Source organism: Klebsiella sp. BIGb0138, from assembly GCF_004342285.1.
Classification (GTDB): domain Bacteria; phylum Pseudomonadota; class Gammaproteobacteria; order Enterobacterales; family Enterobacteriaceae; genus Klebsiella.
In genome coordinates, this window is record NZ_SMCV01000007.1 from 80,002 (window position 1) to 106,754 (window position 26,753).

At 58.7% G+C, this 26,753-nt stretch carries 25 protein-coding genes; 4 read left to right on the plus strand and 21 right to left on the minus strand.

Translation table 11 applies throughout. From position 1 onward, the window contains the following. Nucleotides 1-51 precede the first annotated feature (51 nt). On the plus strand, nucleotides 52-516 hold the full coding sequence (gene nrdG / locus EDF73_RS16355) for an anaerobic ribonucleoside-triphosphate reductase-activating protein (protein WP_132730150.1): 465 nt from the start codon (nucleotides 52-54) through the stop codon (nucleotides 514-516). A gap of 6 nt (nucleotides 517-522) precedes the next feature. Here the strand turns inward: nrdG and EDF73_RS16360 are convergent, their stop codons facing one another. From EDF73_RS16360 to pmbA, 12 genes are all read right to left on the minus strand, one after another. Next, the gene (locus EDF73_RS16360; RefSeq protein ID WP_132730151.1) at nucleotides 523-2,433 is read right to left on the minus strand and encodes a PRD domain-containing protein; all 1,911 of its coding nucleotides are present in this window, start codon (nucleotides 2,431-2,433) and stop codon (nucleotides 523-525) included. 22 nt (nucleotides 2,434-2,455) lie between these two features. Further along, nucleotides 2,456-3,607: a lactonase family protein gene (locus EDF73_RS16365; RefSeq protein WP_132730152.1), complete on the minus strand. Its 1,152-nt coding sequence runs from the start codon at nucleotides 3,605-3,607 to the stop codon at nucleotides 2,456-2,458. 81 nt (nucleotides 3,608-3,688) lie between these two features. After that, on the minus strand, nucleotides 3,689-4,429 hold the full coding sequence (locus EDF73_RS16370; protein WP_132730153.1) for a KDGP aldolase family protein: 741 nt from the start codon (nucleotides 4,427-4,429) through the stop codon (nucleotides 3,689-3,691). After that, nucleotides 4,426-5,544, minus strand: coding sequence for a DgaE family pyridoxal phosphate-dependent ammonia lyase (locus tag EDF73_RS16375; protein ID WP_132730154.1), 1,119 nt, complete (start codon nucleotides 5,542-5,544; stop codon nucleotides 4,426-4,428). The genes EDF73_RS16370 and EDF73_RS16375 overlap by 4 nt, the downstream gene beginning before the upstream one ends. Continuing rightward, nucleotides 5,528-6,661, minus strand: coding sequence for an amidohydrolase/deacetylase family metallohydrolase (locus EDF73_RS16380; protein WP_132730155.1), 1,134 nt, complete (start codon nucleotides 6,659-6,661; stop codon nucleotides 5,528-5,530). The genes EDF73_RS16375 and EDF73_RS16380 overlap by 17 nt, the downstream gene beginning before the upstream one ends. Nucleotides 6,662-6,703: 42 nt before the next feature. Continuing rightward, nucleotides 6,704-7,348: a DUF4310 family protein gene (locus EDF73_RS16385; RefSeq protein ID WP_032689791.1), complete on the minus strand. Its 645-nt coding sequence runs from the start codon at nucleotides 7,346-7,348 to the stop codon at nucleotides 6,704-6,706. A gap of 13 nt (nucleotides 7,349-7,361) precedes the next feature. Beyond that, a complete protein-coding gene (locus EDF73_RS16390) occupies nucleotides 7,362-8,138 on the minus strand; it encodes a DUF4311 domain-containing protein (RefSeq protein WP_132730156.1) in 777 nt (258 codons plus the stop codon). 21 nt (nucleotides 8,139-8,159) lie between these two features. Then, on the minus strand, nucleotides 8,160-8,459 hold the full coding sequence (locus EDF73_RS16395) for a DUF4312 family protein (RefSeq protein ID WP_132730157.1): 300 nt from the start codon (nucleotides 8,457-8,459) through the stop codon (nucleotides 8,160-8,162). Between the two features lie 2 nt (nucleotides 8,460-8,461). Next, nucleotides 8,462-8,824 (minus strand): SFCGS family glycine-rich protein, encoded by a 363-nt coding sequence (locus tag EDF73_RS16400; protein WP_132730158.1) that lies wholly within the window; start codon nucleotides 8,822-8,824, stop codon nucleotides 8,462-8,464. Between the two features lie 10 nt (nucleotides 8,825-8,834). Then, a complete protein-coding gene (locus EDF73_RS16405; RefSeq protein ID WP_132730159.1) occupies nucleotides 8,835-9,173 on the minus strand; it encodes a glycine dehydrogenase in 339 nt (112 codons plus the stop codon). 300 nt (nucleotides 9,174-9,473) lie between these two features. Beyond that, on the minus strand, nucleotides 9,474-9,863 hold the full coding sequence (gene cybC / locus EDF73_RS16410; protein WP_132730160.1) for a cytochrome b562: 390 nt from the start codon (nucleotides 9,861-9,863) through the stop codon (nucleotides 9,474-9,476). 105 nt (nucleotides 9,864-9,968) lie between these two features. Beyond that, nucleotides 9,969-11,321 (minus strand): metalloprotease PmbA, encoded by a 1,353-nt coding sequence (gene pmbA / locus EDF73_RS16415; protein ID WP_132730161.1) that lies wholly within the window; start codon nucleotides 11,319-11,321, stop codon nucleotides 9,969-9,971. Between the two features lie 95 nt (nucleotides 11,322-11,416). Between pmbA and yjgA the strand changes: the two genes are divergently transcribed. Then, entirely contained in the window at nucleotides 11,417-11,968 is a 552-nt protein-coding gene (yjgA, locus tag EDF73_RS16420) for a ribosome biogenesis factor YjgA (protein ID WP_004857200.1), read from the plus strand. Nucleotides 11,969-12,044: 76 nt separating this feature from the next. Here yjgA and EDF73_RS16425 read toward each other — a convergent pair whose 3' ends face one another. Beyond that, nucleotides 12,045-12,578: a GNAT family N-acetyltransferase gene (locus EDF73_RS16425; RefSeq protein ID WP_132730162.1), complete on the minus strand. Its 534-nt coding sequence runs from the start codon at nucleotides 12,576-12,578 to the stop codon at nucleotides 12,045-12,047. 66 nt (nucleotides 12,579-12,644) lie between these two features. Next, the gene (mpl, locus tag EDF73_RS16430) at nucleotides 12,645-14,018 is read right to left on the minus strand and encodes a UDP-N-acetylmuramate:L-alanyl-gamma-D-glutamyl-meso-diaminopimelate ligase (protein ID WP_132730163.1); all 1,374 of its coding nucleotides are present in this window, start codon (nucleotides 14,016-14,018) and stop codon (nucleotides 12,645-12,647) included. Nucleotides 14,019-14,193: 175 nt separating this feature from the next. Between mpl and fbp the strand changes: the two genes are divergently transcribed. After that, nucleotides 14,194-15,192, plus strand: a complete 999-nt coding sequence (fbp, locus tag EDF73_RS16435; RefSeq protein WP_132730164.1) for a class 1 fructose-bisphosphatase — start codon at nucleotides 14,194-14,196, stop codon at nucleotides 15,190-15,192. A 44-nt stretch (nucleotides 15,193-15,236) separates the two neighbouring features. Here fbp and yjfF read toward each other — a convergent pair whose 3' ends face one another. The 4 genes from yjfF to ytfQ form a co-directional block, all read right to left on the minus strand. Then, the gene (gene yjfF / locus EDF73_RS16440) at nucleotides 15,237-16,235 is read right to left on the minus strand and encodes a galactofuranose ABC transporter, permease protein YjfF (RefSeq protein WP_132730165.1); all 999 of its coding nucleotides are present in this window, start codon (nucleotides 16,233-16,235) and stop codon (nucleotides 15,237-15,239) included. After that, nucleotides 16,222-17,247, minus strand: coding sequence for a galactofuranose ABC transporter, ATP-binding protein YtfT (gene ytfT, locus EDF73_RS16445; RefSeq protein WP_132730166.1), 1,026 nt, complete (start codon nucleotides 17,245-17,247; stop codon nucleotides 16,222-16,224). The genes yjfF and ytfT overlap by 14 nt, the downstream gene beginning before the upstream one ends. An 11-nt stretch (nucleotides 17,248-17,258) precedes the next feature. Then, nucleotides 17,259-18,761 carry a galactofuranose ABC transporter, ATP-binding protein YtfR gene (gene ytfR, locus EDF73_RS16450; protein WP_132730167.1) on the minus strand — a complete coding sequence of 501 codons (1,503 nt, stop codon included), beginning with the start codon at nucleotides 18,759-18,761 and terminating at the stop codon, nucleotides 17,259-17,261. 79 nt (nucleotides 18,762-18,840) lie between these two features. Continuing rightward, the gene (gene ytfQ / locus EDF73_RS16455) at nucleotides 18,841-19,797 is read right to left on the minus strand and encodes a galactofuranose ABC transporter, galactofuranose-binding protein YtfQ (RefSeq protein ID WP_132730168.1); all 957 of its coding nucleotides are present in this window, start codon (nucleotides 19,795-19,797) and stop codon (nucleotides 18,841-18,843) included. Nucleotides 19,798-20,200: 403 nt separating this feature from the next. Here ytfQ and ppa point away from each other — a divergent pair, with 403 nt between their 5' ends. Continuing rightward, a complete protein-coding gene (ppa, locus tag EDF73_RS16460) occupies nucleotides 20,201-20,731 on the plus strand; it encodes an inorganic diphosphatase (RefSeq protein ID WP_008460444.1) in 531 nt (176 codons plus the stop codon). A gap of 137 nt (nucleotides 20,732-20,868) precedes the next feature. Here the strand turns inward: ppa and EDF73_RS16465 are convergent, their stop codons facing one another. Genes EDF73_RS16465 through tamA form a run of 3 tightly spaced genes read right to left on the minus strand, consistent with a single transcriptional unit; the run spans nucleotide 20,869 to nucleotide 26,722 of the window. Next, on the minus strand, nucleotides 20,869-21,213 hold the full coding sequence (locus EDF73_RS16465) for a gamma-glutamylcyclotransferase (protein WP_004857174.1): 345 nt from the start codon (nucleotides 21,211-21,213) through the stop codon (nucleotides 20,869-20,871). 2 nt (nucleotides 21,214-21,215) lie between these two features. Beyond that, nucleotides 21,216-24,992, minus strand: a complete 3,777-nt coding sequence (gene tamB / locus EDF73_RS16470) for an autotransporter assembly complex protein TamB (protein ID WP_132730169.1) — start codon at nucleotides 24,990-24,992, stop codon at nucleotides 21,216-21,218. Continuing rightward, a complete protein-coding gene (tamA, locus tag EDF73_RS16475; RefSeq protein ID WP_132730170.1) occupies nucleotides 24,989-26,722 on the minus strand; it encodes an autotransporter assembly complex protein TamA in 1,734 nt (577 codons plus the stop codon). The genes tamB and tamA overlap by 4 nt, the downstream gene beginning before the upstream one ends. Nucleotides 26,723-26,753: the final 31 nt, after the last annotated feature.

Below are 26,753 nucleotides of genomic sequence, written 5' to 3' on the forward strand. Positions count from 1 at the left end.
CGGGTAAGCGAGCGCAGCCAACGCAGTAAGGGCGTCAATTGAGAAGCGAACATGAATTACCATCAATACTATCCGGTAGACATCGTCAACGGCCCCGGTACCCGCTGCACCCTGTTTGTCTCGGGCTGCGTCCACGAATGCCCCGGCTGCTATAACAAAAGCACCTGGCGGCTTAACTCCGGGCTGCCGTTCACCTCCGCCATGGCCGATCGTATCATCGCCGACCTCAACGATACGCGCATCAGGCGCCAGGGGATTTCCCTCTCCGGCGGCGATCCGCTGCATCCGCAGAACCTGCCGGAAATTGTTAAGCTGGTGCGGCGGATCCGCGCCGAATGCCCCGGGAAGGATATCTGGGTGTGGACGGGCTATAAGCTGGCCGAACTGAACGACGCGCAAATGGCCGTCGTCGATCTGATCAACGTCCTGGTCGACGGCAAATTTGTGCAGGATTTAAAAGACCCGGCGCTGATCTGGCGTGGCAGCAGCAACCAGGTGGTCCATCATCTGCGATAGTCGGGGTTAAAACCGGCTGACGCACTCCAGCGCCAGCGCTTTAAACTCATCGAAACTACGGGTTGCGGCAAGGCGGGTCATCGCCCGCTCGCGCAGGAAGGTGACGAAAATATCGTAGATCGCCATCGCCTCTTCATACTCGCTTTTACTGATGGCCAGCAGGAAGATGATATGGGCGGTTTCGTCGCCCCAGGCGATACCGTTTGGCGCAATCACGGTATAGACCACGGTTTTTTGCGCCAGCAGGCCCAGGGCGTGCGGCAGCGCAATCCCGTCGCCCAGCATGGTGCTGACGATAGCTTCACGTTCGACGACGGAATCATGGAACCCGGCATCGACAAACCCTTCGCGCTGCAGCTGCTCGCACAGCTCGGCAAACAGCGTCTGCCGATCGACCGGCGTGTCGATCACCCGGAAATGGGCCGCATCGAAATATTTATTCAGCACCCAGGGGCGGGTCCGGTCCACCAGCACCAGCTTGCCGATTTGCTCCAGCTGATAGTCGGTCGGGAAGGGCGCAATGGTCACCACCGGCTTATCTTTTTCGCCGATCCGCACCGTTGAGATGACAAAATCCTCGGCAATCGCCTCCCGCTGCTCGTACTCCCGCTGCGACAGCGTGGCGGCAATTTCGAGCTGCGGATATTTACGCTGCAAAATCGCCTCGATCATCCGCACCATCGCATTGCTGGTGTCGCACACCAGCAGCACCCGCGGCTGACGCTGATAACCCACGTTGTAATGGCGCTCCAGGCCGACGCCAATATGCAGCACGAGGAAACCAATCTCATTTTCGCTGATGGTATAGGGCGTGTACTTGCCCCAGCTGGTCACCGCCGCCAGGGTCATATCCCACGACATCGGATAGTGCTGCTTAATATTATCCAGCAGCGGATTGGGGATCATAATCTGGTAGCGCACCCGGGTGATCATGGTCTTAATATGGGTCAGCAGATCGGCATGCAGCTGGGCGTCATCCAGCAGATTGTAGTTATACTGGCTGTTGATATAGCTCAGAATATAGTTCACCAGCGCTTCGCCATCATCGGCGCTGATGGTGCCCGGATCGACATCCTGGACCTGGCGGGCGGCAAGGTGCACGCACAGCCACGCCTCTTCTGCCGGAGAGAGCGCTTTTCCCGCCAGCTGCTGTAGCGCCCCGGTGAGATCGCGCGCGGCATCGCGCACGTTTTGCGCGACATCTTCCGCGCTAAATTCCGCCAGCGGATAGCCCTGACTGACGCGACGCACCACCACCGCGGCATACAGACGGATAAAACGTTCGCCCTCATCGGTCAGGCGAACATGGTGGCGGATCAGTATCTCCTGCAGGACGCGGCCGAGCTGTTCCTGCATCGCCGCATCCAGCCCTTCTTCCTCCCCCAGCGGATTGAGTCCCCCCTGCTGCGCCTGTTGCCACAGCAGGTCGGTCAGACAGGCGCGAATCGACACTTCGCTGCCAAACAGCTTCATACCGTGGCGCGGGCGGGTCTCCAGCGTCAGCTGATAGCGCTGAAAACGCTCGCGGACCTCGGCCATATCGCTCTGTAGCGTCGCCCGGCTGACGAACCACTCGTCCGCCAGATCTTCGAGCTTAAGGGAGAAGGGAGAAATCAAAAAACGCACCAACAGAAAGTTGATGCGATCCTGGGCGGTGCGCGGAATAAGCTGCGGCTTCGGCGCGTTCTCTTCCAGCGTCTGGAAGCGCGCCGGGTCGTCAACTTTCAGTTGATACCCGCTGCCGCGAGTGAGAATAAATTGCGCGCCGTAATGGACCAACAGCGCGTTAAGCGCGGTAATATCGGCGCGCACGGTACGAGTAGAAACCGACAGCCGCTGCGCCAGCTCATCCTGCGGCAGCGTTTCGTTTTGCAGCAAAGTAAACAGTTGCGCTAAACGTTGGTTGGGAAATCGCATGTCAGTTCCTTCATCTCACGGCTCAAGGTTGAGCGGATATCACCATTTGTGATGGGCTGCCTACCGGGGTGTAATCCGGGGCAAAGGTCAGCTTGCCGCTCTGCGGCGCCACGCTAAAACGGGTAATATTATCGCTACGCTGGTTCATGACGTACAGCCATTGCCCCTGATTATCCAGCGTCAACGTCCGCGGGTAGTCGCCGCGGGTCCAGATATCCTCCTGATGGCTCAGGCTGCCGTCGGCCAGCACGCTAAAATGCGCGATGCTGTTATGCAGGCGATTCGCGACGTACAGCTGTTTGCCATCGGCGCTGAGGACCAGTCCGGCGGCAAAGCTGGTGCCTTTGTAGCCTTTCGGCAGTGCGGAAACCGTTTTGCCTTCGCGCAGCAGCCCGCTTTGCTTATCAAGATGATAGAACGTCAGCGTTGAAGATTCTTCATTAATCAACCACAGTCCGTCGCCTTTCGGCGTAAAGACAAAGTGACGCGGCCCGGCGCCGGCCGAAGAAGCGGCGATAAACGGCGGATCGTTCGGCGTCAGCTTGCCGCTGCTATTGTCGATCCGGTACTGATAGATCCGATCCAGCCCCAGATCGGTAGAGTAGACGAATTTCCCGCTGGGATCGGCGGCGATCATATGGGCATGCGGGCCATTGTGATCGCTGATGGCAAAGCTGCCCTCAACGGCCGCCGCCGGCCGTTGCGCACCGGCTGGTCCCTGATCCTGATGGACGTCCACCGCCTCGCCGAGGCTACCGTCTTCTTTCACCGGCAACACCGCCGTCGTGCCGCTGACGTAGTTCGCCACCAGCAGATGACGGCCGTCCGGCGTCAGCGACAGATAGACCGGCCCGGCGCCTGCCGAGGCGACCTGGTTCAGAGCGGTCAGTTCACCACTGGCCTCAATCCGCCACGCCTGCACCACCCCCTTTTCGACTTCGCTGGCGGCATACAAAGTTTTACCGTCCCGCGACACGGTGAGCTGTGCGACGTTCGGCAGCGCGCTGACCAGCGCTTTATCACGTAGCGCGCCGGTTTTGCCATCGACGGTAAAGCGATACAGCCCTTCACCGTTGGGATTATAGGTCCCCACCCAGGCATACTGAGTTTGGGCGGCGGCGGCGGCGGCAAGCAGGGAAAGGGAAGCAACAAGCAGGTGACGAGCGGTGGGCATAGCGACTCCTTGATGGTTCGATAGGTGTTTTTTTATTCGCGCGCGCCGCTGACGCAGCCGCGCGCGATGAGGACAACGATCCTACTGCACTAACGCTTTAGTCATCTCCAGCAGCTGGCGAACGTCCGCCGGGCGGGTATTACCGCTGGCTTTATCAATAATCGAGCTGTAAATGTGCGGAATGATTTTGCTGACCCCCGCATCCAGCGCGATCTGCAGGATTTCGCTGTAGTTGTCCAGATCGATGCCGCCGGTTGGCTCCAGCCAGAAATCGTGGCGGGCGCAGGCCTGGGCGACCGCGACGAACTCATCGCGGTGTTTCAGGCCGCCCATCGGGAAATATTTGATTGAGCTGCCGCCCATATCCTTCAGCAAGGCGATGGCGGTTTCCAGCGGCACAATCCCGTCCGGCGCGCCGCTGCTCAGCGGCCCGGTGGAAATCTTGACCATCCCCGGCGTGCCGGTCGGTGACACCAGACCGTTGACCACGGTGTCGTTCTGCCCCAGCAGCGCGCGGCTGGCGCCGACGCCGGTAAACACCTGGTTAACGTGCTGCGGCTGTACCTGACGGGAAATTTCGCTGACCATCGCCGACTGGTTCGGGTCGCCCGCGCCCAGCCCGACGGAGAGCGCGTTATCGATCAGCCGGGCATATTCACGCATATCCGCCACCGCGCTCGCGACGTCCGGATAGTTTTTGGAGAGCACGCCAACCAGGACGTGACCTTCCGCGGCCTCGTAGATTTCGCGGGCGTTGTCTTTGCTGCCCGCCAGGACGTTCAGGCATACGCGGTCACGGTAAAAATTCGGCGTCAGTTTCATGCTTTTTTCTCCTTGTTCAGAACCTCGGCGATGCGGCGGGAGACAATTTCCAGCTGCTGCGCGTTCACGCTGCGGACATCGGCCTCAATAATGCCTTCGTTGGCCTTGTAGCCGCGGAAGTAGATGGCGTATTCGCCCTGTTTCAGCGCGTCGACCAGTTCGCCGGTGGCGACACCGGTGACGGTTTCATCGAATTTGATTTCAGCGCGGGCGATGTCGCGGCCGGCGCTGTCCCAGACCACCCGGGCGGTAACGCCGTTGAGGGTATTGAGCTGGTCAATAAACGGCGTCATCTTCGCCACCATCTCATCGCCGCTCTCTTTACGCGCCGTCAGGTAGTGCTCGATCGCGCAGGTCAGACCGAGGATCCCCTCTTTACCGACCTTCATCGCGCGGCCAATCCCCGCCGACTGGCGTTTCACCCACTCGACGTACTGGGTTTTCCCCACCACCAGGCCGCTGGTCGGCCCTTCGATCGCCTTCGCGCCGCTGTAGATCACCAGGTCGGCGCCGGCGCGGTAGTAACACTGCAGATCCTCTTCCGCGGCCGCATCGACGATCAGCGGCAGGTGGTGTTTGCGCGCCACCACCACCGCCTGCTCGACGCTGAGCATGCTTTTCTGCACGCAGTGGTGAGATTTGATATACAGAATGGCCGCGGTACGCGGGGTGATCGCCGCCGCCAGCTGGTCAGCGGAACATTCGTTGGCGTAGCCCGCTTCCACCAGCTTGCCGCCCCCCAGCGCCACCATCGACCCCACCGGCGCGCCGAAGTTGACGTTGTGGCCTTTCGGCAGCACGATTTCATTGTTTTCAATCGGCGTGACGTGGAGGTTTTCCAGCAGCCAGCCGCTGTCTTTTACCAGCACCGCCGCCACCGACTGGGCGATCCCCGCCGAGGCGCAGGAGACGACGGTCGCCCCTTCCACGTCCAGCAGCTTCGCAATGTATTCGCCGGTTTTGTTCACCAGGTCTTTCATTTCGAAGTAGTGGTTCATGCCGCTCATCACCGCATCCACCACCTCCGGACGCGGCGTGGAGACGCCCAGCGCCGTCATCCGGCCGGAGGTATTAATGACTTGTTTGAGATGGTATTTTTCAAAAATCGAAGGCATTTTCCGCGCTCCCTTGTTCGGTCAGATAGCCCTTGCCCGCGCGAATCGCGGCAAGCGGCACCAGAATATTGTCAGCCTGCAGGCTCTCTTTTTCCGCGTCGACCAGCACCGTCGGCGCATGCTGCACGGTAAACAGCGTTAAATCGGCATCGTAGCCCACCGCCAGCCGCCCTTTTTGCGTCAGACGCAGCCCATCGGCCGCGCTGGCGGTCACGCACTCAATCACCTGCGGCAGCGTCATGCCGATGGCGAGAAACTTCGACATCACCAGCGCCAGGGAACGTACCGGCCCGTCGATGCGGTTGCGGCAGTAGATATCGGAGCTGATGGTGTGCGGCAGAATCCCCAGCGCGATGGCCCGTCGCGCCACTTCAAAGCTGAAGCTGGCGGTACCGTGGCCGACATCGAGGCGCACGCCGCGCCGCAGCGCGCGGGTAATCGAGGCGCGCAGCTCGCCTTCCGGCGTCAGGATGCGGTTCGGTTTGCCGTTATAGCAGTGGGTAATGATGTCGCCTGCGCTGAGCAGGTCGGCGATTTCATCGAGGTTCGGCGGGTTATTGCCAATATGGACCATCAGCGGCAGATCGCCGTTTTCCTGCTGAATGGCCTTCGCCCGCTCCAGCGGCGTAATCCCGTTCTCGCCAACCACGCTGCTGCTCATCCGCGCTTTCAGGCCGACGATAAAATCAGGGTGACGTTGCAGCGCCTGCTTCACCGCCTCCGCGTCGATATTAGCCATGTTGGCCAGTTCGTTCTGGGCAATCAGCCCGACGCGGGAGATATTGAGCAGCGCATAGACCTCGGTCGCCGCTGCGCGGGTCAGCTGATAAAAATCATCAACGTCGTCCGCTCCGGTGCTGCCGGCATCGATAACGGTGGTGACGCCGGTGGCGATGCCGACGCTGTCCGGCTGGTCGTGGTAAATCGGTGAATTCGGGTAGCAGTGGACGTGGGAATCAATCCAGCCGGCGCTCACGTAATAACGCCCGTCCAGCGCCACGGTTTTACGCGCTGACGCGCTAATCTCGCCCAGCGCGGCAATTTTTCCGTCCTGGATGGCGATATCGGTCAGGGTATCGTCGACGAGGCGCGCACCGCGCAGGAGTAAATCAAACATGGGTCTCTCCTGGTAAAGCGGGCGCCTGAGCGCCCGCAGGACTTAACCAATAGCAATCGGGAAAAGGGATCCCAGAATCATCGCGCCGAGAATGGCGCCGCCGGTGATCGGCTTCTGCCAGATGTAGAACAGCAGCGCCCCAACCAGAGAACCGATACCGATAGGAATCGAGGCGGTCATCGCGCTGAGGATAATCAACGGCCCAAGGAAGCGGCCGGAGGCGTTACCGGCACCCATCATCACGTCGGCGCCGTAGGTGGAGTCGCTCTGATTGATGGTGAACTTACGCGCCAGAATGATGATGTAGCCCACCGCCAGCCCCAGCGCGAGGCCGGTCGCCAGCGAGGCGGCAAAGTTCGCCACCGGGAAAACGAAGCCAGCCCCTAACAGCAGCGCCGGCACGCCAAGGCCGATACCGGTCTGAATCGCTCCGCCGATATCGAGGATCCCCACCAGCGAGCCTTCGATAATCCGGGCGAACAGGAAGCTGGCGCCGAACGCGGCCACTGCGCCATAAGCCCCGGTATCAATGCCCGCTTTCAGCATCGCCACGAAGGCTACTTCGTTAAACGCGCCGATGCCGTAGAGGTAGTACATATGGGTCCCGGCGAAGACGCCGGAGGAGAGCAGACCAACAAAGATCGGAAACGACCAGTCGGCATACCAAAAACCTTTATTCTGTTCCATTTCGAGGCTCCTGTTATTTGCCGCTGAGCGAGCTGTGGATCAGATCCAGCCAGTTCGGCACGGTCAGATGGAAGGACTCCAGCGTCTTGATATCAAAGCCGCGGAAGAAGGCGCTCAGGACAAACAGCGCAACAATGGCGGACATCATCACTTTGGTGACGCGGTTCCAGCCGCTCTCTTCAACGCCCTTACCGATCAGAATGCCCAGCACCAGACCCGGCACGGCGTTACCCATAATCAGCTGCGCCGCGCCGCCGAAAATGGTGGCCCAGAAGCCCGACTTTTTACCGGCATCGATAGCCGCCAGCCAGAAGATAACCGGCATCACGGTATTCACCAGCAGGTTAGCCGCCGGGACCAGCACCTTCACCGCGGTGACCTGCAGCGCTTCCGGTACGGAAGAGGCGGTCAGGTTTAAGAAGGAGACCACCAGCATGCCGATGATGCCGCAGGCAATCGCCATCTTCTTCGGATCGTGCAGCGTTTCGCCGACGTTACGGTTTTTCAACATCAATGCCGCGGCGCCCCAGTTAGGGATAATGCGGTGATCGACGTCCTGGGTAAATGAACCTGCTGCAACGGAAGAAGCCCAGGCGTTAAAGAAGAAGCCCAGACCAAAGGAGAAGTGGGAAGCCGGATCGCCTTCGCAGGAATTCAGCTCGCCCAGGGTACGAAACGCCCCCATCCCCTGGGTGGTAGGCGCATGAAACATGCGTGCCGCTCCGGCGCCCACGCCGACGCCGACCAGGCCGCCGATAATGAGCGATTTTATTAAAATTATCAGGAACATAGTCTGACCCTATGGTGAAAATCAGGTGTGCGTGACGAAATCCACTTTATCGAGATTAATGGCGGTCACGTTGACGGTGACATCCAGCTCCACGCTGTAGGTCCGTCGTTCACGGCGCAAAAAGAAGAATAAGAACGCTTCTTTACGCACCGCTTCACGCGCATGAACAACCTTCACATCCTGTGGCTCAATACGCAGTAAGATATGCGGTGAGGTTTTCATCACCGCTGCCTGTACGTGATTCAGGGCGTCGGCGAAGGCCCGTGTTTTGCTCTCGCCTTTGCCCGTCACGCTCACCGTAGTGGTGAATTGCTCTTTCATGCTCAGGCGCCGTATTTCTTTTTCCAGGCTTCAACCAGGCGCTCGCCCAGCTCTTCTTTATCCATGAAGCCGAAACCCAGTACGTTGTAGCCTTCGTTGATGGCGGTCACGCCTTCGTCAACGGAGCGCATGCCATATTTCGCCTTGTAGCCGTGTTTGTTTTGCGCGGTGATGGCGCCAGCGCCGCCGCTGCCGCAGAAGGAGATACCAAAGCTGGCGTTTTCTGCTTTCATCACGTCGCCAAGTTTCATATCCGCGGCAACGCCCGGTACGACCACGGCATGCGCGCCGGCTTTTTCCGCGCCCGCGGCCACTTTTTGTCCTTTACCCAGACGGTCGCCAATCACTACGGTAATCTGTTCCATTTGCTACTCCTTACAGGTTGTCTTTTGCTACTTCGAAGTGGACGGACAGCAGCCAGGACTCTTCTTCTGGCAGGTTGCCGAACTGCGCAACCACTTCGCGGGCAAGCATCATTGAATCTTCTGAAATCTCTTCAAACAGGCTGGCGTCCACTTCCGGCAGCGGTTCGCCGCTAATCGACCGGTGGGCCATCGCCCGCACGTGGGATGTCAGCATCTGTTCCTGGACGGCGTTGGGGATGATATTGCGACGGCTTAACAGTGCATAAACCTGCTGCAGCATCTTCTCAGCAAGCTGCTCAGTTTGCGTCGCCTGGTCCCCTACGTCGTTTGTTACCGCTCCGTTATTCACTTGTGTTACCCCGTTGATGTCTCTGGGGATAAAACTAGCGCCGGGGAGGAGGAGTTTGTAGCGAGTTGTTTTCCACTTCGAAGTGGAAAGGCGGACGGGCTGCGTGATCCAATGCACATAATTGCCGTGAAAATGGCATTTTCGGCGAAATTACGTGATGCACATCACAGGACAATCGTGGTTTGCGTGGGAAGAGCGGTGCGAATAACCGTAGAAGAAAAAAGGAAAAGTGTGATGTCAACGGGGTTTTATGACGGGAAACGAGCAGGAGGTATCGGCTGATACCTCCTGCAACGGGGTTTAACGGTACTTCTGATGGTAGGTGTTGCGGGTCGTTTTAAACGCTTCCGCGGCGGCCTGCGCCTCTTTCACTTTACCTTCATTCGCCAGCTTCAGCGCGCCGTCAATCTGGCCAATCAGGATATCCAGACCGTGGCGATAATCTTTCATTTCTGCGCTGTCGGCGGCTTTCCCTTCCAGCTTCGGCGGGGTCTCTTTCTGCGCATCCGCAGCGGCGGCGCGCATTTTGCTCAGGGCCGCCTTCAGCTCGCCCGCATCGGAGGTTTTCTGCACCACCTGCAGGTTTTCCGCGATGGTGTCCATATCCTCACCCAGTTCGGCGGCCAGCGCCGACGCGGAACCCATTGCAAGGGCGGAGACAGCCAACATTGCTAACAGTTTTTTACGCATTGCTCACTTCCTTTTTTATTATTTAAGCAAACGGGCGCCGCAGGAGCGCCCTTCTGTAAACGTTATTCGGCAAACTGCATCTTGAATAATGAAGGTATAACGGTATTACTGTCCGGCGATTTTCATCTCAGGCAGCAGCACGGAGCCGCACTGAATATTGCTGCGCGTTTCGATATCGTCACCAACGGTCACGATATTACGCCACATCTCTTTCAGATTGCCTGCGATAGTGATTTCGCTTACCGGATACTGAATTTCGCCATTCTCAACCCAGAAGCCGGAAGCGCCGCGTGAGTAATCGCCGGTCACGCCACTGACACCCTGCCCCATCAGTTCGGTGACGACAAGCCCGGTGCCCATCTCTTTAAGCAACTTTTCAAAACTCAGGCCGCGGCCGTTAATCCGCCAGTTGTGGATGCCGCCCGCGTGACCGGTGCTCTTCATCCCCAGCTTGCGCGCAGAGTAGTTGGTCAGCAGCCACTGGGTCAGCACGCCGTCTTTAATGATGTCCCGACGTTCGGTACGCACGCCTTCGCTGTCGAACGGCGTTGAGGCCAGCCCTTTCAGCAGATGCGGATGCTCTTCGATGGTCAGCCAGTCCGGCAGGATCTGCTGGCCGAGTGAATCCAGCAGGAAGGTGGATTTGCGGTATACCGCGCCGCCGGCGATCGCCCCGACCAGGTGACCAAACAGCCCGGTCGCGACTTCGTTGGCAAAGATAACCGGTGCTTTCATCGTCGAGAGCTTACGCGGCGTCAGCCGTGACAGGGTGCGGCGGGCGCACTCGTCACCGACCCACTCCGGGGTGCGTAAATCTTCCAGCGCGCGGCCAATGGTGTACGCGTAGTCGCGCTCCATATCGCCGTTCTCTTCCGCGATCACGCAGCTGGAAAGGGAGTGGCGGGTGGAGCAGTAGCTCTGCAGCATACCGTGGCTATTGCCGAACACTTTGATGCCGTAGTGGCTGTTGAAGCTGCCGCCTTCGGTGTTGGTGATGCGTTTGTCGGCCTGCAGCGCCGCCTGTTCAGCGCGGGCGGCCAGCTCAATCGCCTGATCCGGCGTCACTTCCGCCGGATGGAACAGGTCGAGGTCCGGCGCGTCAAAGGCCAGCAGCGCTTTATCCGCCACGCCCGCGAACGGATCCGGCGAGGTATAGCGGGCGATATCCAGCGCCGCCTGCACCGTGCGGGCAATGGCCTGCGGGCTAAGATCGGTTGAGGAGGCGCTCCCCTTGCGGTTCTGGTGATAAACGGTGATGCCGAGCGCACCATCGCTATTAAATTCCACGTTCTCCACCTCGCCGTAGCGGGTGCTGACGCTGATGCCGGTCGTCTTGCTGACGGAGACTTCCGCCCCGTCCGATTTGCCTGCCGCCAGTTCCAGCGCCGTGGTCACGGCCTCTTCCAGCGTCTTACGCTGCTGTGCAACTTGAGAGATGACTTTCATCGCTAATGCCATAATGTAGGAAGGTGTTAAGTGAAGTCTAACAGAGAACCGTTTTTCAGTGCGCGCCTTAACTGGTAACATTAGCCTCTTTTTTTAAGGAGCCTGAGATGACTAAGCAGCCCGATGACTGGCTCGACGACGTGCCCGGTGATGACGTTGAAGATGAAGACGATGAAATTATCTGGGTCAGTAAAAGTGAAATTAAACGTGACGCGGAAGAACTGAAGCGTCTTGGCGCCGAAATGGTGGAGCTGGGGAAAAACGCGCTGGATAAAATCCCGCTCGATAGCGACCTGCGCGACGCCATTGAACTCGCCCAGCGCATCAAGAAGGAAGGCCGCCGCCGCCAGATGCAGCTGATTGGTAAAATGCTGCGCAGCCGCGATGTCGATCCGATTCGCCAGGCGTTAGACAAGCTCAAGAACCGCCACAACCAGCAGGTTGCGCTGTTCCATAAGCTGGAGATGATTCGCGATCGTCTGATTGAGGAAGGCGATGATGCGGTACCTGAAGTATTGAACCTGTGGCCTGACGCCGATCGTCAGCAGCTGCGTTCGCTTATCCGTAACGCCAAAAAAGAGAAAGAAGGCAACAAGCCGCCGAAGTCCGCGCGTCTGATCTTCCAGTATCTGCGTGAACTGGCGGAAGGCGAAAGCTAATCGTTTCCTGTAGCCCCGGTAAGCATCGCGTGACCGGGAAAAATCCCGGATGCCGGCGCGCTGCGCCTTATCCGGGCTACAGCCCTACTCCCGCCATCACCACCTGTCGTAAATCCCCGGCGAAACGCCGATACTGCGAGGCGTCAATCGCCTGCGGATAGCTCAGCACAATCAGTTCATGATCGGCGATACCGCGATGATAGGTCGGGTGACGATGCGGCCACGGGTTGGCGCAAAAGCCCATCGTGGCATAAAAACGCAGCCGCTTATGGGCAATCTCGGTGGTTAACGGATCGATTTCCAGAATGGTCAACGGCGCCCGTTGCAGGAGCCCCGCCAGCAGGCGTTTACCGTAGCCGCGCGAGCGCAGCGTATCGTCAATCGTCAGATGCTCAATATAGCGGTAGCCGGCAAACTGCCAGCAGCCGCTCAGCCCGATAAATACCCCGTCATCGAACCACGCCTCCAGCAGGTAGCGCGGGTCGCGCAGCGCCTGCCGCTTTGCCGCCGGCTCGCGCTGCTCGTGCCACGGAAACGCTTTGTCGTACAGCGCGTCTACGGCAGTAAAGTGGACACCGTCGGCAGCGGTGATTTTTTGCGATGTCAGCATGACACATCCACGGTCGCTAAAAGAAATCTGCCCTCACACGGAGGGCAGAGAGAGACGGCACGGCGCTTATTCTGCCGCGGCCGCCTTGCTGGCCAGCTTGTCCAGCAGCTTCTGATGAATGCCGCCAAAGCCGCCGTTGCTCATCACCAGAATGTGATCGCCCGGATGCGCGGTTTTAACAATCATATCGGCCAGCACATCAACATCGGCGCTCCAGTGCGCAGGCTGCACGCAGGCTTCCGCCACTTCCGCCACCTGCCATGGAATATGCTGCGGCTGGAGCAGGAACACTTCGTCCGCGCGGCCCAGCGCGGGGGCCAGGTCGTCTTTGCATACGCCCATTTTCATGGTGTTGGAACGTGGTTCCAGCACCGCGAGGATCCGCGCAGTGCCGCCGACTTTACCGCGCAGCGCCTGCAGGGTCGCCAGAATCGCCGTTGGGTGATGGGCAAAATCGTCATATACGGTGACGCCATTCGCTTCGCCGCGCAGTTCCAGACGACGGCGGGCGTTGATAAAGCTGCCCAGCGCAGCGGCGGCATCGGCCGGCACCACCCCCACATGCCGGGCCGCGGCGATCGCCATCAGACCGTTATGCATATTGTGTTCGCCCACCAGCTCCCACTTCACTTCACCGACTTTTTCACCGTCCAGCCACACTTCCCACTGCGAGGCATCGGCGTTCAGCTTCTTCGCCTGCCAGCGCCCCTGCTCGCCCACCAGCTCCTGCTCGCTCCAGCAGCCCATCGCCAGCGTCTGTTTCAGATTGATATCGTTTTCCGGCAGGATAATTTTGCCTTTGCCCGGCACGATGCGCACCAGATGATGGAACTGTTTCTGGATCGCTTTCAGGTCGTCAAAGATATCCGCATGATCGAACTCAAGGTTATTGAGGATCAGCGTACGTGGGCAGTAGTGTACAAATTTGGAACGCTTATCGAAGAAGGCGCAGTCATACTCATCGGCTTCGATAACAAAGAACGGGCTCTCGCCGAGACGGGCGGAAACCTCGAAGTTACCCGGTACGCCGCCGATGACAAAGCCTGGCTTATAGCCGCAGGCTTCGAGGATCCATGTCGCCATTCCCGCGGTGGTGGTTTTACCGTGAGTACCGGCAACCGCCACAACCCAGCGATCGCGCAGGACGAAGTCATGTAGCCACTGCGGGCCGGACATATACGGAATATTGTTTTCCAGGACCGCTTCGACGCACGGGTTGCCGCGCGTCATCGCATTACCAATGATCACCAGATCCGGCCGTGGGTCCAGCTGGCTGGCATCATATCCTTGAATTAAATCGATTCCCTGGTTTTCCAGCAGGGTGCTCATTGGCGGATAGACGTTAGCATCCGACCCCGTTACCTCATGACCGAGGGAACGAGCCAGCATCGCCAGTCCCCCCATAAACGTGCCACAGATACCTAAAATATGAATGCGCATTCGTCACTTCCCTCTTTAATCTGGCGCACATTTTACCCATATGTACGGCATCAGAGAAATGCATTTCAGGTTAATCCGTTTTTTGCTGGCGCGATTCACCTGTGCGAACTTTTTTTATTCTTTGTTAAGATTGTTGCGTTCGTTTTACTTCACATAAACATGCAGGGAACGGGTTATGAAAACGTTAGGTGAATTTATTGTCGAAAAGCAACACGAGTTCTCCCACGCAACCGGCGAGCTTACTGCTTTGTTGTCGGCGATAAAGTTAGGCGCCAAGATCATCCACCGCGATATCAACAAGGCCGGTCTGGTCGATATCCTGGGTGCCAGCGGTGCTGAGAACGTTCAGGGTGAGGTACAGCAAAAACTCGACCTGTTCGCCAATGAAAAATTGAAAGCTGCACTGCGAGCGCGCGATATCGTCGCCGGGATCGCCTCTGAAGAAGAAGATGAGATCGTCGTCTTTGAAGGCTGTGAACACGCGAAATACGTGGTGCTCATGGACCCTCTGGATGGTTCCTCTAACATCGACGTTAACGTCTCCGTGGGGACGATCTTCTCCATCTACCGTCGCATAACTCCGGTTGGCACACCGGTCACCGTTGAAGATTTCCTGCAACCGGGCAGTCAGCAGGTCGCCGCAGGCTACGTGGTTTACGGCTCCTCCACCATGCTGGTCTACACCACCGGCTGCGGGGTACACGCCTTTACCTACGATCCTTCACTCGGCGTGTTCTGCCTGTCCCAGGAGCGCATGCGCTTCCCGGAAAAGGGCAACACCTACTCGATCAACGAAGGCAACTACATCAAGTTCCCGCTGGGCGTGAAGAAGTACATCAAATTCTGTCAGGAAGAGGATACCGGAACCCAGCGCCCGTACACCTCGCGCTATATCGGCTCGCTGGTGGCGGATTTCCACCGCAACCTGCTGAAAGGCGGGATCTATCTGTATCCAAGCACCGCCAGCCACCCGGACGGTAAGCTGCGTCTGCTGTACGAATGCAACCCGATGGCGTTCCTTGCCGAACAGGCGGGCGGTAAAGCCAGCGACGGTAAAGAGCGTATTCTGGACATTATCCCGACCAGCCTGCACCAGCGCCGTTCTTTCTTCGTCGGCAACAACCACATGGTTGAAGACGTCGAAAACTTTATTAAAGAGTTCCCGGACGCGTAAGGCATCCCTGTTCCCCTCTCGCCTGGCGGGAGGGGTCTCTGCTGCTAACGGTGCGCCGTACCGCTCACCCGCGTGACCGGCGAGTTCTGCCGATTCTCCCACAGCACCGTCAATCCGCGCTGCAGCGCGATAAAGATAAACAGCAGGATGCCGATGGCGATTTTCGTCCACCACGAACTGAGGGTCCCGTCGAAGTTGATGTAGGTCTGAATCAGCCCCTGAATCGCCACCCCGAACAGCGTTCCCAGCACCGTACCGACGCCGCCGCTCAGCAGCGTGCCGCCAATCACCACCGACGCAATCGCGTCCAGCTCGACGCCGACGCCGGCGAGGGCATAGCCGGCCTGGGTGTAAATCGAAAACACGATCCCCGCCAGCGTCGCCAGCCCGGTGGACAGCATATAGATCCGAATCGTGGTGCCGCGGGTCGAAATCCCCATCAGGTTAGCCGAAATCGCGCTGCCGCCGAGGGCATACACCTGGTTGCCGAAGCGGGTACGGTGGGCCATAAAAATGCCCGCCACCACCACCAGCAGCATCAGCAGCCCCATCGCGCTCAGGCGACCGCCGCCGGGAATCGTCCACGCCAGCCCGGACAGAGTGTCATACAGCGGGTGATCGATAGGAATCGACTCTTCGGACACCAGATAGCTGACGCCGCGCAGAAAAAACATGCCGGCGAGGGTAATGATGAAAGCCGGGATCTTCAGGGTATCGATGAGCCAGCCCATCAGCGCGCCGAAGACGCAGCCCATCGCCAGCACCAGCGGGAACGCCAGCAGCGGGTCGATCCCCCAGGTACCAATGGCTTTCGCCAGGAACACGCCGGTGAAGGCGATCACCGACCCCACCGACAGATCGATCCCGCCGGAGAGGATCACGAAGGTCATCCCCACCGCAATGATGCCGAGAAAGGCGTTATCGGTGAGAATATTGCAGATGACCCGCGTCGAAGCAAAGCCGGGAAACTGGGTTAAGCAGTAGAGATAGCCCAGCGCGAAGACGGCGAGGGTGATCATCAACGGTAAATTACGTTTTATCATGGCCACGCACTCCTTTCAGTAAGCCGATAAAGCGCGGCGACTGGACGATCAACACGCACAGTACCACCACCGCCTTGACGACCTGGTTCAGCTCCGGCGGGAACCCCGACAGCAGGATCCCGGTATTCATCCCCTGGATGATCAGGGCCCCAACCACCGACAGCAGCAGGTTAAAGCGACCGCCCATCAGCGACCCGCCGCCGATCACCACCGCCAGGATGGCGTCGAGCTCCAGCCACAGCCCGGCGTTGTTGGCATCGGCGCCGCGGATATCCGCCGTGACGATAACCCCGGCAATGGCTGCGCAAATCCCACTCAGCACATAGGCCAGCATCACCACAATCCGGGTATTAACCCCGGCGTTTTTCGCCGCCCGAATGTTGATCCCCACCGCTTCGATAAACATCCCGAGCGCCGTTTTACGGGTAAACAGCCAGAACAGCAGCAGCGTCATGGCGGCGATCAGCACCGGCATCGGCAGCAGCAGCAGCGAGCCGCTGCCGAGCCATGCCAGATGCGGCGAGTCAAAGGTGACAATTTGCCCGGAGGTGATCAGCTGGGCGACGCCGCGTCCGGCCACCATCAGGATCAGCGTGGCCACGAACGGCTGGATCTTCAGCACCGCCACCAGTACACCGTTCCATAGGCCGGCCAACGCTCCGGCCGCCAGCGCCGACAGCAGCACCACCGGCAGGCTGTGACCGGAGACGGTCATCGAGGCCGCGGTGGCGCCGGCAATCGCCATCACCGCGCCGACCGACAGGTCAATCCCGCCGGTGGCAATCACCAGCGTCATCCCCATCGCCAGCAGCGCCACCGGCGCGGCGCGATTGAGAATATCCACGGGGCTGCCGAACAGACGGCCATCCTGCAGCACAATCTGGAAGAAGTGCGGCGACACCAGGCTGTCCACCACCAGCACCAGGATCAGGGCGATAAGTTGCGGCATGCCCTTCGGCCAGGTGAAGCGCCGTTTGGGCTGGCCGGTTTGCGGAAGAGATCGAGGCATCATGGTTTACTCCTTTATGCCGCAATAGCGTTCATGATCGCCGGCACGGAGAGCTCGGCGAGGGGGATCTCCGCCACCTGTTGGCGATCGCGCATGATAATCACCCGATCGGCATAGCCCACCAGCTCCTCCAGCTCCGAGGAGATCACCAGCAGCGCCAGGCCGTCGGCGCACAGGGTTTCAATCAGCCGGATGATCTCCGCATGCGCGCCGACATCGATACCGCGCGTCGGCTCATCAAGGATCAGAAATTGCGGCCTGGTCAGCAGCCAGCGGGAGAGCAACACCTTCTGCTGGTTGCCGCCGGAGAGAAATTCAATCGGTTGTTCGCGGCTGGGGGTACGAATACCCAGCTGGCGGATAAAGCGATCGGCAATGTCATTTTGCTCGCGCCGGGGGATGGGGCGCAGCCAGCCGCGCTGGGCCTGCAGCGCCAGCACGATATTTTCCCGCACCGAGGCCGCGGCGATAATGCCGTCGGTCTTGCGATCCTCAGGGCAGAAACCGATTCCCAGGCTGGAGGCCTGATGCGGCGAGCGCAACGCCTGCTGTTTCCCTTTGATCCACGCTTTGCCGCTGTCGGCCGGTTTAATCCCGAAAATGACCTCCGCCGTTTCGGTACGCCCGGAGCCCAGCAGCCCCGCCAGGCCGACAATCTCGCCGGGGCGAACCTGCAGATCAAACGGGGCGATGGTGCCTTTCTTACCAAAACCGGCGAACGCCGCCACCGGTTTGTCGCTGAGCAAGGTACGGCCCGCACGATGCAGGGCATCATGCTCCAGCTCGCGGCCAAGCATCATTTTCACCAGCTCGATCTGCGGCAGCTCGGCGGTTTCCCGGCAGCCGACAAAACCGCCGTTGCGCAAAACGGTAATCCGGTCGCTGACGGCATACACCTGGTCAAGGAAATGGGTGACGAAAATCAGGCTGACGCCGTCATCGCGCAGCTGGCGCATCAGGGTGAAGAGCATCTCCACCTCCTGGGTATCCAGACTGGCGGTCGGCTCGTCGAGGATCAGCACTCTGGCCGAGAGGTCAATAGCCCGGCAGATGGCGACAATCTGCTGCATCGCCACCGAAAAGCGGTTAAGCGGTTCGCGGACGTCGAGGGAAAAACCGTAGGAGGCCATCAGTGACGTCGCGCGCTTTTCCATCTCTTTGCGCCGCAGCAGGCCAAAGCGACGGGGTTCACGACCGATAAACAGATTGTCCGCCACCGACATGTTGGGCAGCAGATTCACCTCCTGATACACCGTGCCGATGCCCAGCTGCTGGGCATGAGCGGTATTTTTCGGCGATATTTGCTCTCCTTCCAGCCATATCGCCCCACGATCGGCATGATAGACGCCGGTGAGCGCTTTGATCAGCGTCGACTTGCCCGCCCCGTTTTCGCCCAGCAGGGCCATGATTTCGCCGCGCCGCAGGCTGAAATTGACGTTATCCAGCGCTTTAACGCCGGGGAAGAATTTGCTAAGTCCTTCCGTGCGAAGGATTTCCTGGCGTGCCTCGGCGTTCATATTCGCTCTCACCCTCCCAGTATTTCAGGCTAGCCCGGGCGGCGCAGCGCCCCGCCCGGCTATCGGTTTCGCACACCACTCAGTAGCCCATATTTTTCTTCTTCTCGAGCTCTTCTTGCGCCGTATCCGGCAGGTAGAGCATCGATTTGGTCAGGGTCAGCTTCTCAGGCACGGTGCCGTCTTTCTTATATTTCTCCAGCGCATCAAACGCCGGGCCGGCCATGTTCGGCGTCAGTTCGACGTTAGCGTTCGCCTCGCCCGCGATCATCGCTTTATAAATATCCGGTACGCCGTCAATCGAGCCGGTGAGGATATCTTTGCCCGGTTTCAGCCCCGCTTCTTTAATCGCCTGGATAGCGCCGATCGCCATGTCATCGTTATGGGCGTAAACCATGCAAATGTTCTTGCCGTTGTTTTCGGCTTTGATAAAGCTCTCCATCACCTCTTTCCCTTTGCTGCGGGTAAAGTCGCCGGACTGAGAGCGAATAATTTTGATGTTGGAGGCTTTGGCAATCGCGTCGGCAAAGCCTTTCTTACGGTCAATCGCCACGCTCGCCCCGACGGTCCCCTGCAGTTCCACCACGTTGCACGGCTTACCGGCGACGGTTTTCACCAGCCAGTCGCCAATCAGCTGGCCTTCCAGCACGTTGTTGGCGGTCACGGTGGTCATGTAGAGATCTTTGTCTTTCACCTCAATCGAGCGGTCGAGCAGGAACACCGGAATTTTGGCCTCTTTGGCCTCTTTCAGCACCGGCTCCCAGCCGGTGGCCACCACCGGAGCGATAAAGATGGCGTCGACGCCCTGAGCAATAAAGGAGCGGACGGCCTTAATCTGGTTTTCCTGTTTTTGCTGACCGTCGGCAATCTTCAGGGTGATACCGCGTTTAGCGGCCTCCTCCTTCGCGACGTTGGTTTCGGCCGCACGCCAGCCGGATTCAGATCCGACCTGCGAAAATCCTACGGTCAGAGGGGCAGCCATTGCCATAGACGACATAGCTGCGGAAACTGCTGTGACAAGAAGTAAGCGCTTCCACATAAAATGATCCTCGTCGGGTTGCTGTAAGTTAAATCGTCATCTGCGGACAAACTATAGACAACCCGTGATGTAACTGAATGCGTTACATCACACTTCGAAAAAGTAAATCAAATGTTAAGTTCCGCGATTTACTGTCGCTGAGAGCGGATAAGGCTTCGCGGCTCTCGCTGCCAATATCGTGTCAGTCAAAATTTTTCACCGGTTGTGATAGCAAACAGATGCAGTGTAAGCGATTACATTATTTTATTCAGGATGCGGCTATGTTTATGGATTTTCAGGTTGTTTTGCGCTGAAAAATTCAGACTTCTTCCCGGCGCCCGGAAGAAAAAGAAGCGAAGACATTCGATGTGAGTTGGCTATAATACCGGGCACTTGTTTGCCATACATTTTAAAGGAAACAGACATGAGCTTACTCAACGTACCTGCGGGTAAAGATCTGCCGGAAGATATCTACGTCGTGATCGAGATCCCGGCTAACGCGGACCCAATCAAATACGAAGTCGACAAAGAGAGCGGTGCACTGTTCGTCGATCGCTTCATGTCCACTGCGATGTTCTATCCGTGCAACTACGGCTATATCAACCACACCCTGTCTCTGGACGGCGACCCGGTTGACGTGCTGGTCCCGACGCCGTATCCGCTGGAGCCAGGTTCAGTGATCCGCTGCCGTCCGGTTGGCGTTCTGAAAATGACCGATGAGTCGGGTGAAGATGCGAAGCTGGTTGCGGTACCGCACACCAAGCTGAGCAAAGAGTACGATCACATCAAAGATGTGAACGACCTGCCGGAACTGCTGAAAGCTCAGATCACTCACTTCTTCGAGCACTACAAAGATCTGGAAAAAGGCAAGTGGGTGAAAGTTGACGGTTGGGACAATGCTGAAGCGGCGAAAGCTGAAATCATTGCTTCCTTCGAGCGCGCTGCGAAGAAATAAGTTCGCTTCTGCCTCACAACCCTGAACGCCGGTCTCCCGGTCAGTAGGGGTTTTTTTATGCCTGCGATTTACCTGCGCCGCGCCAATCCGCGATAGCCGCAAAAAAACAACGCCACCCGAGGGTGGCGTTGCCGTGGTTAATACTGGTCTCTGTCTAACCAGTTGCCGTTCTCTATCAGCGTGAAGCCCTCAACGGGGCGTTGATAGACATACATCCATGCGCTGCCATAAGGCGTCTGGATCAGGTGACGTGCGTATTCACCGCCTTTAGTGCGCAGGGCGTCCAGTTCGGCCAGCGTCGATGCGTCAATACGATACACTTCACCATGTACTGTGCCCTCACCCGGCACCGCGCCTGGATAGTGGCCCAGGCTGTACAGCTGATAATCGTTGACACTATGATCGCCCAGCCACTGAGCGTTAGTCATCCAGTGGCTGTTGCCTTGTTTGCGTCGTAAACTGCCGTAAACAAATATTCGCATTGCTAAAACTCAAACTGATAGAGCAAATCGAGAGCCTGGTCTACGCCAGACACCGCTTCCATATATAGCTTAGGCATCAGGCGATAGCGTAATGTCAGCGTCGCCAGGGAATCAAAGATACCGACCCCATATTTTACCTGCAGACCTGGCAGTACATAGCCGCTGACTACCACCTGGGAGGAGTCGCCTACTCCCTGGGTATCCAACGCCAAATTGCTTACGCCAAACGTCTCGCCGATTTTACCCACAACCTGACCACTTTGTGCAACCCCCATCCCAATAAGCATTGATGTCATTGCGGCACTATCGCTCTGTCCGCTGCTTAAACCCTGGCCACGCAGCAGGTAAGAAAGCGCTTCCTGTTGCGACATCGCCGGGTCGGAGAAGATTTCCGCCTTCGGCTGATCGGCAGACCCGGTCACCCGTACGCCGGCAATCACATCGTCCTCCGTCGAATCCGGGTTACGAATCGCTTCGATATTCAGCAATGGCTGATCCGGCGGGCCGGAGAACAGCAGCTCCCCTTTCCGTACGATCAGGTCCTGACCGTAAGCGTGGAAGCGGCCGTCCGGGATATTAATCTGCCCGTTCAGCCCCAGGCCCTGTTTATCCTGGGCGACCTTCAGATCGCCGGTCAGCCGCGCCTTCAGGCCAAAGGCGTCAAGACGGACGTTATTGCCGACGTGGATCGTCAGATTACTGTTAATCGGAATACCGGCGCTCTGCTTCTCGATCGGCTGCAGATTTTTATCCAGCATCACCTCATCTGAAGAGACCCCGACGGCGCTCTCCGGCACATCGTTAACGACAATACGCGCCCACGGTACATCCACGCTGCCATCGAGGCTGAACAGGCTCGGGGTGGCGGTAAAGACCACGTCCGGCGACACGTCCAGACGCACCATCGGCGGCACGGTAATCCGGACCCGATTGCCTTTGGCCGCCACCTGCGCGCGCCAGTTGTCGATCTGGGTCCAGTCGGCGTTGCCGCTCAGGCTAATTTGCCCCTGTCTGGTATTCACGGTGCCCTGGAGCGTCGAACGGGTGCCGGTGAAATTCATCGCCAGCTGGCTCGGCTGCATATCGAACGGCATAAAGTTACCGTCGATCTCCACGCCGTTGAGCTGCATCTGGCCATACAGCTGCGGGCTTTGCAGGTTGCCGCCGAGGCGCAGACGAGCGTTGAGCATCCCCGCCGCTTTTTCTCCCCGGGAGAAGATCGGGTTAATCATGGCCAGCGAGAAGTTACTGATGTTCACATTGCCGCCGAGGTTACGTCGGCCCTGCGGGTCGCTGATCTGCACCTGCCCATCCAGCTGTCCGTTGTTGGTCAGGCGGATCAGCCAGCCGAGCTGGGCGCGGTTGTTATGCAGATCGGCGGTGAGGTTCAGAGTATCAAAGGCCACCGGCAGCGGCGCATCGTTGACCGTCTGGGTCACTTTCACATTCCGCCCGCTCAGCGTCACCTTGCCCTGCGGCAGCCCCTCTTTGGTGGTGTCCCAGCTGACATCGGCATTACCGCTGAACACGCCGCTGGCCTGGGTCTCCTGCGGCATAAACGGCTTCAGCATCGCCAGGTCAAAGCGGTTGAGATTGACGACCGCCCGCCCGGAGGCGCCGGCATCGATGGTTTGCGGCACGCACAGCTCGGCATTCGGGTTGCTCCAGCAATGCGGCCCGATACTGATTTTTTGCTCGCGGTTACGATAATCCAGCGCGATGTTGCGCGTCAGGGAAAGCGGACCGACCGGCGTCTGGAAACGGGTGTTGCTCAGCGTCCCCTTCCAGCGCTCTTCTTTACGATCGAAGCTCCCCGCCAGCGACAGCTGCCCGGAGACCGGATCGCCCTGTACCTTCAGCTGCAGGTCGTGCTGTTTTTCGTTGCCTTTGGCGTTCAGCTGCACCAGGCTGATGTTCACGCCCGGCTGGCTGATACGATCGACGCGCACGTCGAGGTTGCCGCCAATCTGGTCGCTGGACTTCACGTCCCCTTTGACGTTGACCTGGGCGATGGTCAGCTCCTGCCAGCGCAGCGCTCGCGCGGTAATATCCGCCAGCAACTGCGGCGCCTCGACGGTACCGCGAACTTTCAGCAGCCCCTTCGCCGTTCCGCCGAGACCCGGCAGCGCATTGTCCAGATTCGGCGCATCGATGGTGGCATCCAGATTCAGATCTTTAACCCCCAGCTCGCCCTTCACTTCGGCGCTGTTCTTACCGAGCGCCAGATGCAGCCCGGGGATTTTCCACTGCATGTAGCTGTTACCCTGCAGCGAACCGCTGACGTCGACCTTATTCTGTTTCACGTTACCGGCGATCTTCAGTTCCGGCACCGACATCTGCCAGCTCCCGCCGTACAGGCTGCCCTGCGTTTTAATCAACCCGTTCAGTTTCGACGGCCAGTCCGGTACCTCTTTCGCCGTATTGATGCCGTCGAGGGTCAGCTCGCCGCGCCAGCTAATCGCCTGCTGCCAGTCCAGCAGCGCCTTCAGCTCGGTTTTCCCTTCCAGCGCGGCGATAGTCAGCTTATCAAGATTGATCTGCTGTTCATTGCCCTTCGCATTAAGGGTAATTTTGGCCGGCGGCAGCGACTGCCCTTTTACCGCGGTACTGAAGGCCATGGTGTAGTCGGTCATCTTGCCGCTAAATGTCAGCTGCAAATCGTCGGCCTGGAACTGCTTTTCTCCGCTAAACGGCCAGTACAGCTGTTTGCTCTTCAGCGTCATATTCAGCGGCAGGCCGGCTTCCGCCAGCTGCGCTTCGGCACGCAATGTCATCGCCACGGCGCCGGCTAAATCAACGCCGACCTCCAGCTTTTTGCGCACCTCGCCGGCCACTTTCACCGTCACCTTCTCCCCCTTCAGCGGATCGATGTTCAGCGTGCTGTTGAGGGTGATATCGACCGGCCAGTTGTCCTGCAGCTGGGCGGTTCCCGAGGCGGTTACTTTACCCTGGTCAGAATCGATATCCAGCGTATCCAGCTTCATCTGTCCGTCGATGCTGCTGACTTTCAGCAGCATGTTATAGACGGTCATATCGGTGTCGCCGGTGACCCGCAGCTGCTCGCCACGGAACTCCTGAATATTGAGGTTCAGCGGCAGGTGGACGTCGGCCATTTCCGGCAGTAACGGCTGCGAGAACAGCGCTTTCATCGTCTCGCCGAGCGGTTTTTCCTCCTGCTGCGGATTCTCGATCTTCGGTTCAACCACCTGCTCCTGCGCCACTTTCGCCACCTTCGGCAGGGCGATCAGCAGCCCCTGCAGCGACGTTGGCGTCAGAGTCAGGTTTTTTTCCTGCCACTGAAGGCCGGTGGCGAAGTCGCGGACCGAAACGGCGGTGTCATCGATTTTAACGTTCACGTTGTGCAGCGCGACGCGGCTCAGGGTGATGGGATACGGAGTTGCAAGGTTCAGCGGCTCCGCATCCTTCTCTTCCACCGGCGCCGCAGGCGGCATTTTGCTGGTATCGATCGCCACGTAGATATCGCGCAGCGAAATGTCGTTGACGCACAGGCTGCTGTCCCACAGGCACTGTACTTTGACCGCCAGATGGAACTGCCCGGCGGTGACCGCCACGCCAGGCTGAGCAAAACGCACGTTCTGTAGCGTCAGGTCACGCCAGCCGCCGGTTACCTTGCCAATTTCCAGACCGGGAACCCAGCGATCCGCCGCCTTCAGCACCAGATGCAGGCCGCTGGTGGTTCCGACCAGCAACGCCACCGTCCCCAGCAGCAGGACTAAAAAGACCAGTACCCCGAGGCTTATTTTCTTCCATAAACTCATAATTCAGGCCCCAGACCGATGTAAAACTGTAAACCGTGCTCTTCTTTGTCGCCGATCGGTGCGGCGATATCCAGCTTGATAGGCCCCACCGGCGACTGCCAGCGAACGCCGACGCCGGTGCCGGTTTTAAAATCGCTTTTGCGGATATCGCTGACCGCTTCGCCGCCGTCGATAAACACCGCGCCCCACCATTTCCCGCTGACGTTGTACTGATACTCCAGCGAGCCGGTTGCCAGCTTCGAGGCGCCAAGCAGCTTGCCATCGTCATCTTTTGGCGAGATGGATTTGTATTTATAGCCGCGAATACTGCGGTCCCCCCCGGCGAAGAAACGCAGGTCCGGCGGCACTTTGTTGAAGTCATCGGCCTCAATCCAGCCGAGGTTGCCGCGCACGACAAAGCGGTGGCGGTCGTAGAGGGTACGGATCCACACATCCTGCGCCTGGGCGACGACGAAGTTAATATCCGACCCCCACAGGGTGTTGGAATAGTCCACCGAGTAGCGCTGGGAGTCGCCCCAGGTCGGCATCAGGCCGCCCCGCGAGCGGGTGCGGTTCACCGAGACCCCGGGATAGATAAGCATGGTGGTGTTGGTGACGTTCGCCTGGGTAAAGTGGTCAAGGCTCCAGCGCAGGTTGATGGCGCGCTGCCAGCCGCTGGAGAGCTCCCAGTAACGCGAGACCGCCAGCGTCGAGGAGTCGGCTTTAGTATCGTTGAGATCCGTACGCTTAAAGCCGCCCTGCATCAGGTAATACTGTTCCAACGGGTTCTTCAGCAGCGGGACTTTATAGCTAAAATCGAGCTGTTGTTCGGGCGCGGAAAGGCTCAGGCTGGAAGTTAAGCTGTGGCCATAGGAGTTGATCCACGGTTTTTTCCACGTCGCTTTGACCCGCGGCCCGACGTCGGTCGAATAGCCGACCCCGGTTTCCACGGTGTTTTCTTTCCGCGGCGACACCACGCCATGCAGCGGCAACACCTTGGTTTGACGCGCTTGCGCAAACTCCGGCGCCACCACCACCGAACTGAACCAGCCGGTGGCCGACAGGCGGCGGTTCAGCTCCGCCAGATCCTCAGAGGTGTAGTAATCCCCCTGCTTAAAGGGCACCAGATTTTGCAGATACTCTTCGCGGATCTGCGAGCCGCTGAAGGAGACAGGGCCAAAGCGGTAGCGTTCGCCGCTGTTGTAATCGATATCCCAGAAGGCCTGATGGCGATCGAGAGAGACGCCGAGCTGGCTTTTATTGAATTCGCTGTCAAAATAGCCTTTGCGCAATGCGACGCGGGTAAGCGAACCCTTGAAGCCGTCATAATCGGCGTGATTCAGCACGGTGCCGATAGCCGGACGTTTTTTTAACAAATCCAGATAGTCGCGATCTGTACGCGCCCCGCCGCGCAGAATGACCTCCGTGCCGCCAATACGCACCGGTTCGCCGGGCGTGACTTTGGCAATCAGCACCTGACGGCCTTTTGCCGGTGGCGGACGTAAGTCGAAATCGATCGTCGGTTCGTAGTACCCCAGGGCTTTCAACCCTTCGCGGATGGCATCATCAACGCGCGCGCGAAAGCGTCGATCCGGCGTGACTTCATCGCTCTGGATCGTGGATAGCTGAGCCCGGACGTTTTTTTCCAGCTCCCCGGATAACCCCTCAACCTGCAAACGCACGCTCGCGGCGCTAGCGACCCCGCTGACCAGCAAAAGGCTGGTGACACATAACTGGCGGATTTGTAGCACGTTTTCTCCTGAATATCCTTGTTTCCCCCCG

Excerpts from the sequence above, each read along its gene's own strand:
- EDF73_RS16370 (WP_132730153.1), bottom strand. The coding sequence starts at position 4,429 with ATGAAACTGACGCCGAATTTTTACCGTGACCGCGTATGCCTGAACGTC.
- ytfR (WP_132730167.1), bottom strand. The coding sequence starts at position 18,761 with ATGAACGCCGAGGCACGCCAGGAAATCCTTCGCACGGAAGGACTTAGC.
- EDF73_RS16380 (WP_132730155.1), bottom strand. The coding sequence starts at position 6,661 with ATGTTTGATTTACTCCTGCGCGGTGCGCGCCTCGTCGACGATACCCTG.
- yjfF (WP_132730165.1), bottom strand. The coding sequence starts at position 16,235 with ATGATAAAACGTAATTTACCGTTGATGATCACCCTCGCCGTCTTCGCG.
- EDF73_RS16400 (WP_132730158.1), bottom strand. The coding sequence starts at position 8,824 with ATGGAACAGATTACCGTAGTGATTGGCGACCGTCTGGGTAAAGGACAA.
- EDF73_RS16465 (WP_004857174.1), bottom strand. The coding sequence starts at position 21,213 with ATGCGAATATTTGTTTACGGCAGTTTACGACGCAAACAAGGCAACAGC.
- EDF73_RS16385 (WP_032689791.1), bottom strand. The coding sequence starts at position 7,348 with ATGGAACAGAATAAAGGTTTTTGGTATGCCGACTGGTCGTTTCCGATC.
- ytfT (WP_132730166.1), bottom strand. The coding sequence starts at position 17,247 with ATGATGCCTCGATCTCTTCCGCAAACCGGCCAGCCCAAACGGCGCTTC.
- ytfQ (WP_132730168.1), bottom strand. The coding sequence starts at position 19,797 with ATGTGGAAGCGCTTACTTCTTGTCACAGCAGTTTCCGCAGCTATGTCG.
- EDF73_RS16425 (WP_132730162.1), bottom strand. The coding sequence starts at position 12,578 with ATGCTGACATCGCAAAAAATCACCGCTGCCGACGGTGTCCACTTTACT.
- EDF73_RS16360 (WP_132730151.1), bottom strand. The coding sequence starts at position 2,433 with ATGCGATTTCCCAACCAACGTTTAGCGCAACTGTTTACTTTGCTGCAA.
- EDF73_RS16395 (WP_132730157.1), bottom strand. The coding sequence starts at position 8,459 with ATGAAAGAGCAATTCACCACTACGGTGAGCGTGACGGGCAAAGGCGAG.
- cybC (WP_132730160.1), bottom strand. The coding sequence starts at position 9,863 with ATGCGTAAAAAACTGTTAGCAATGTTGGCTGTCTCCGCCCTTGCAATG.
- EDF73_RS16375 (WP_132730154.1), bottom strand. The coding sequence starts at position 5,544 with ATGCCTTCGATTTTTGAAAAATACCATCTCAAACAAGTCATTAATACC.
- yjgA (WP_004857200.1), top strand. The coding sequence starts at position 11,417 with ATGACTAAGCAGCCCGATGACTGGCTCGACGACGTGCCCGGTGATGAC.
- fbp (WP_132730164.1), top strand. The coding sequence starts at position 14,194 with ATGAAAACGTTAGGTGAATTTATTGTCGAAAAGCAACACGAGTTCTCC.
- mpl (WP_132730163.1), bottom strand. The coding sequence starts at position 14,018 with ATGCGCATTCATATTTTAGGTATCTGTGGCACGTTTATGGGGGGACTG.
- EDF73_RS16365 (WP_132730152.1), bottom strand. The coding sequence starts at position 3,607 with ATGCCCACCGCTCGTCACCTGCTTGTTGCTTCCCTTTCCCTGCTTGCC.
- tamB (WP_132730169.1), bottom strand. The coding sequence starts at position 24,992 with ATGAGTTTATGGAAGAAAATAAGCCTCGGGGTACTGGTCTTTTTAGTC.
- nrdG (WP_132730150.1), top strand. The coding sequence starts at position 52 with ATGAATTACCATCAATACTATCCGGTAGACATCGTCAACGGCCCCGGT.
- EDF73_RS16390 (WP_132730156.1), bottom strand. The coding sequence starts at position 8,138 with ATGTTCCTGATAATTTTAATAAAATCGCTCATTATCGGCGGCCTGGTC.
- pmbA (WP_132730161.1), bottom strand. The coding sequence starts at position 11,321 with ATGGCATTAGCGATGAAAGTCATCTCTCAAGTTGCACAGCAGCGTAAG.
- ppa (WP_008460444.1), top strand. The coding sequence starts at position 20,201 with ATGAGCTTACTCAACGTACCTGCGGGTAAAGATCTGCCGGAAGATATC.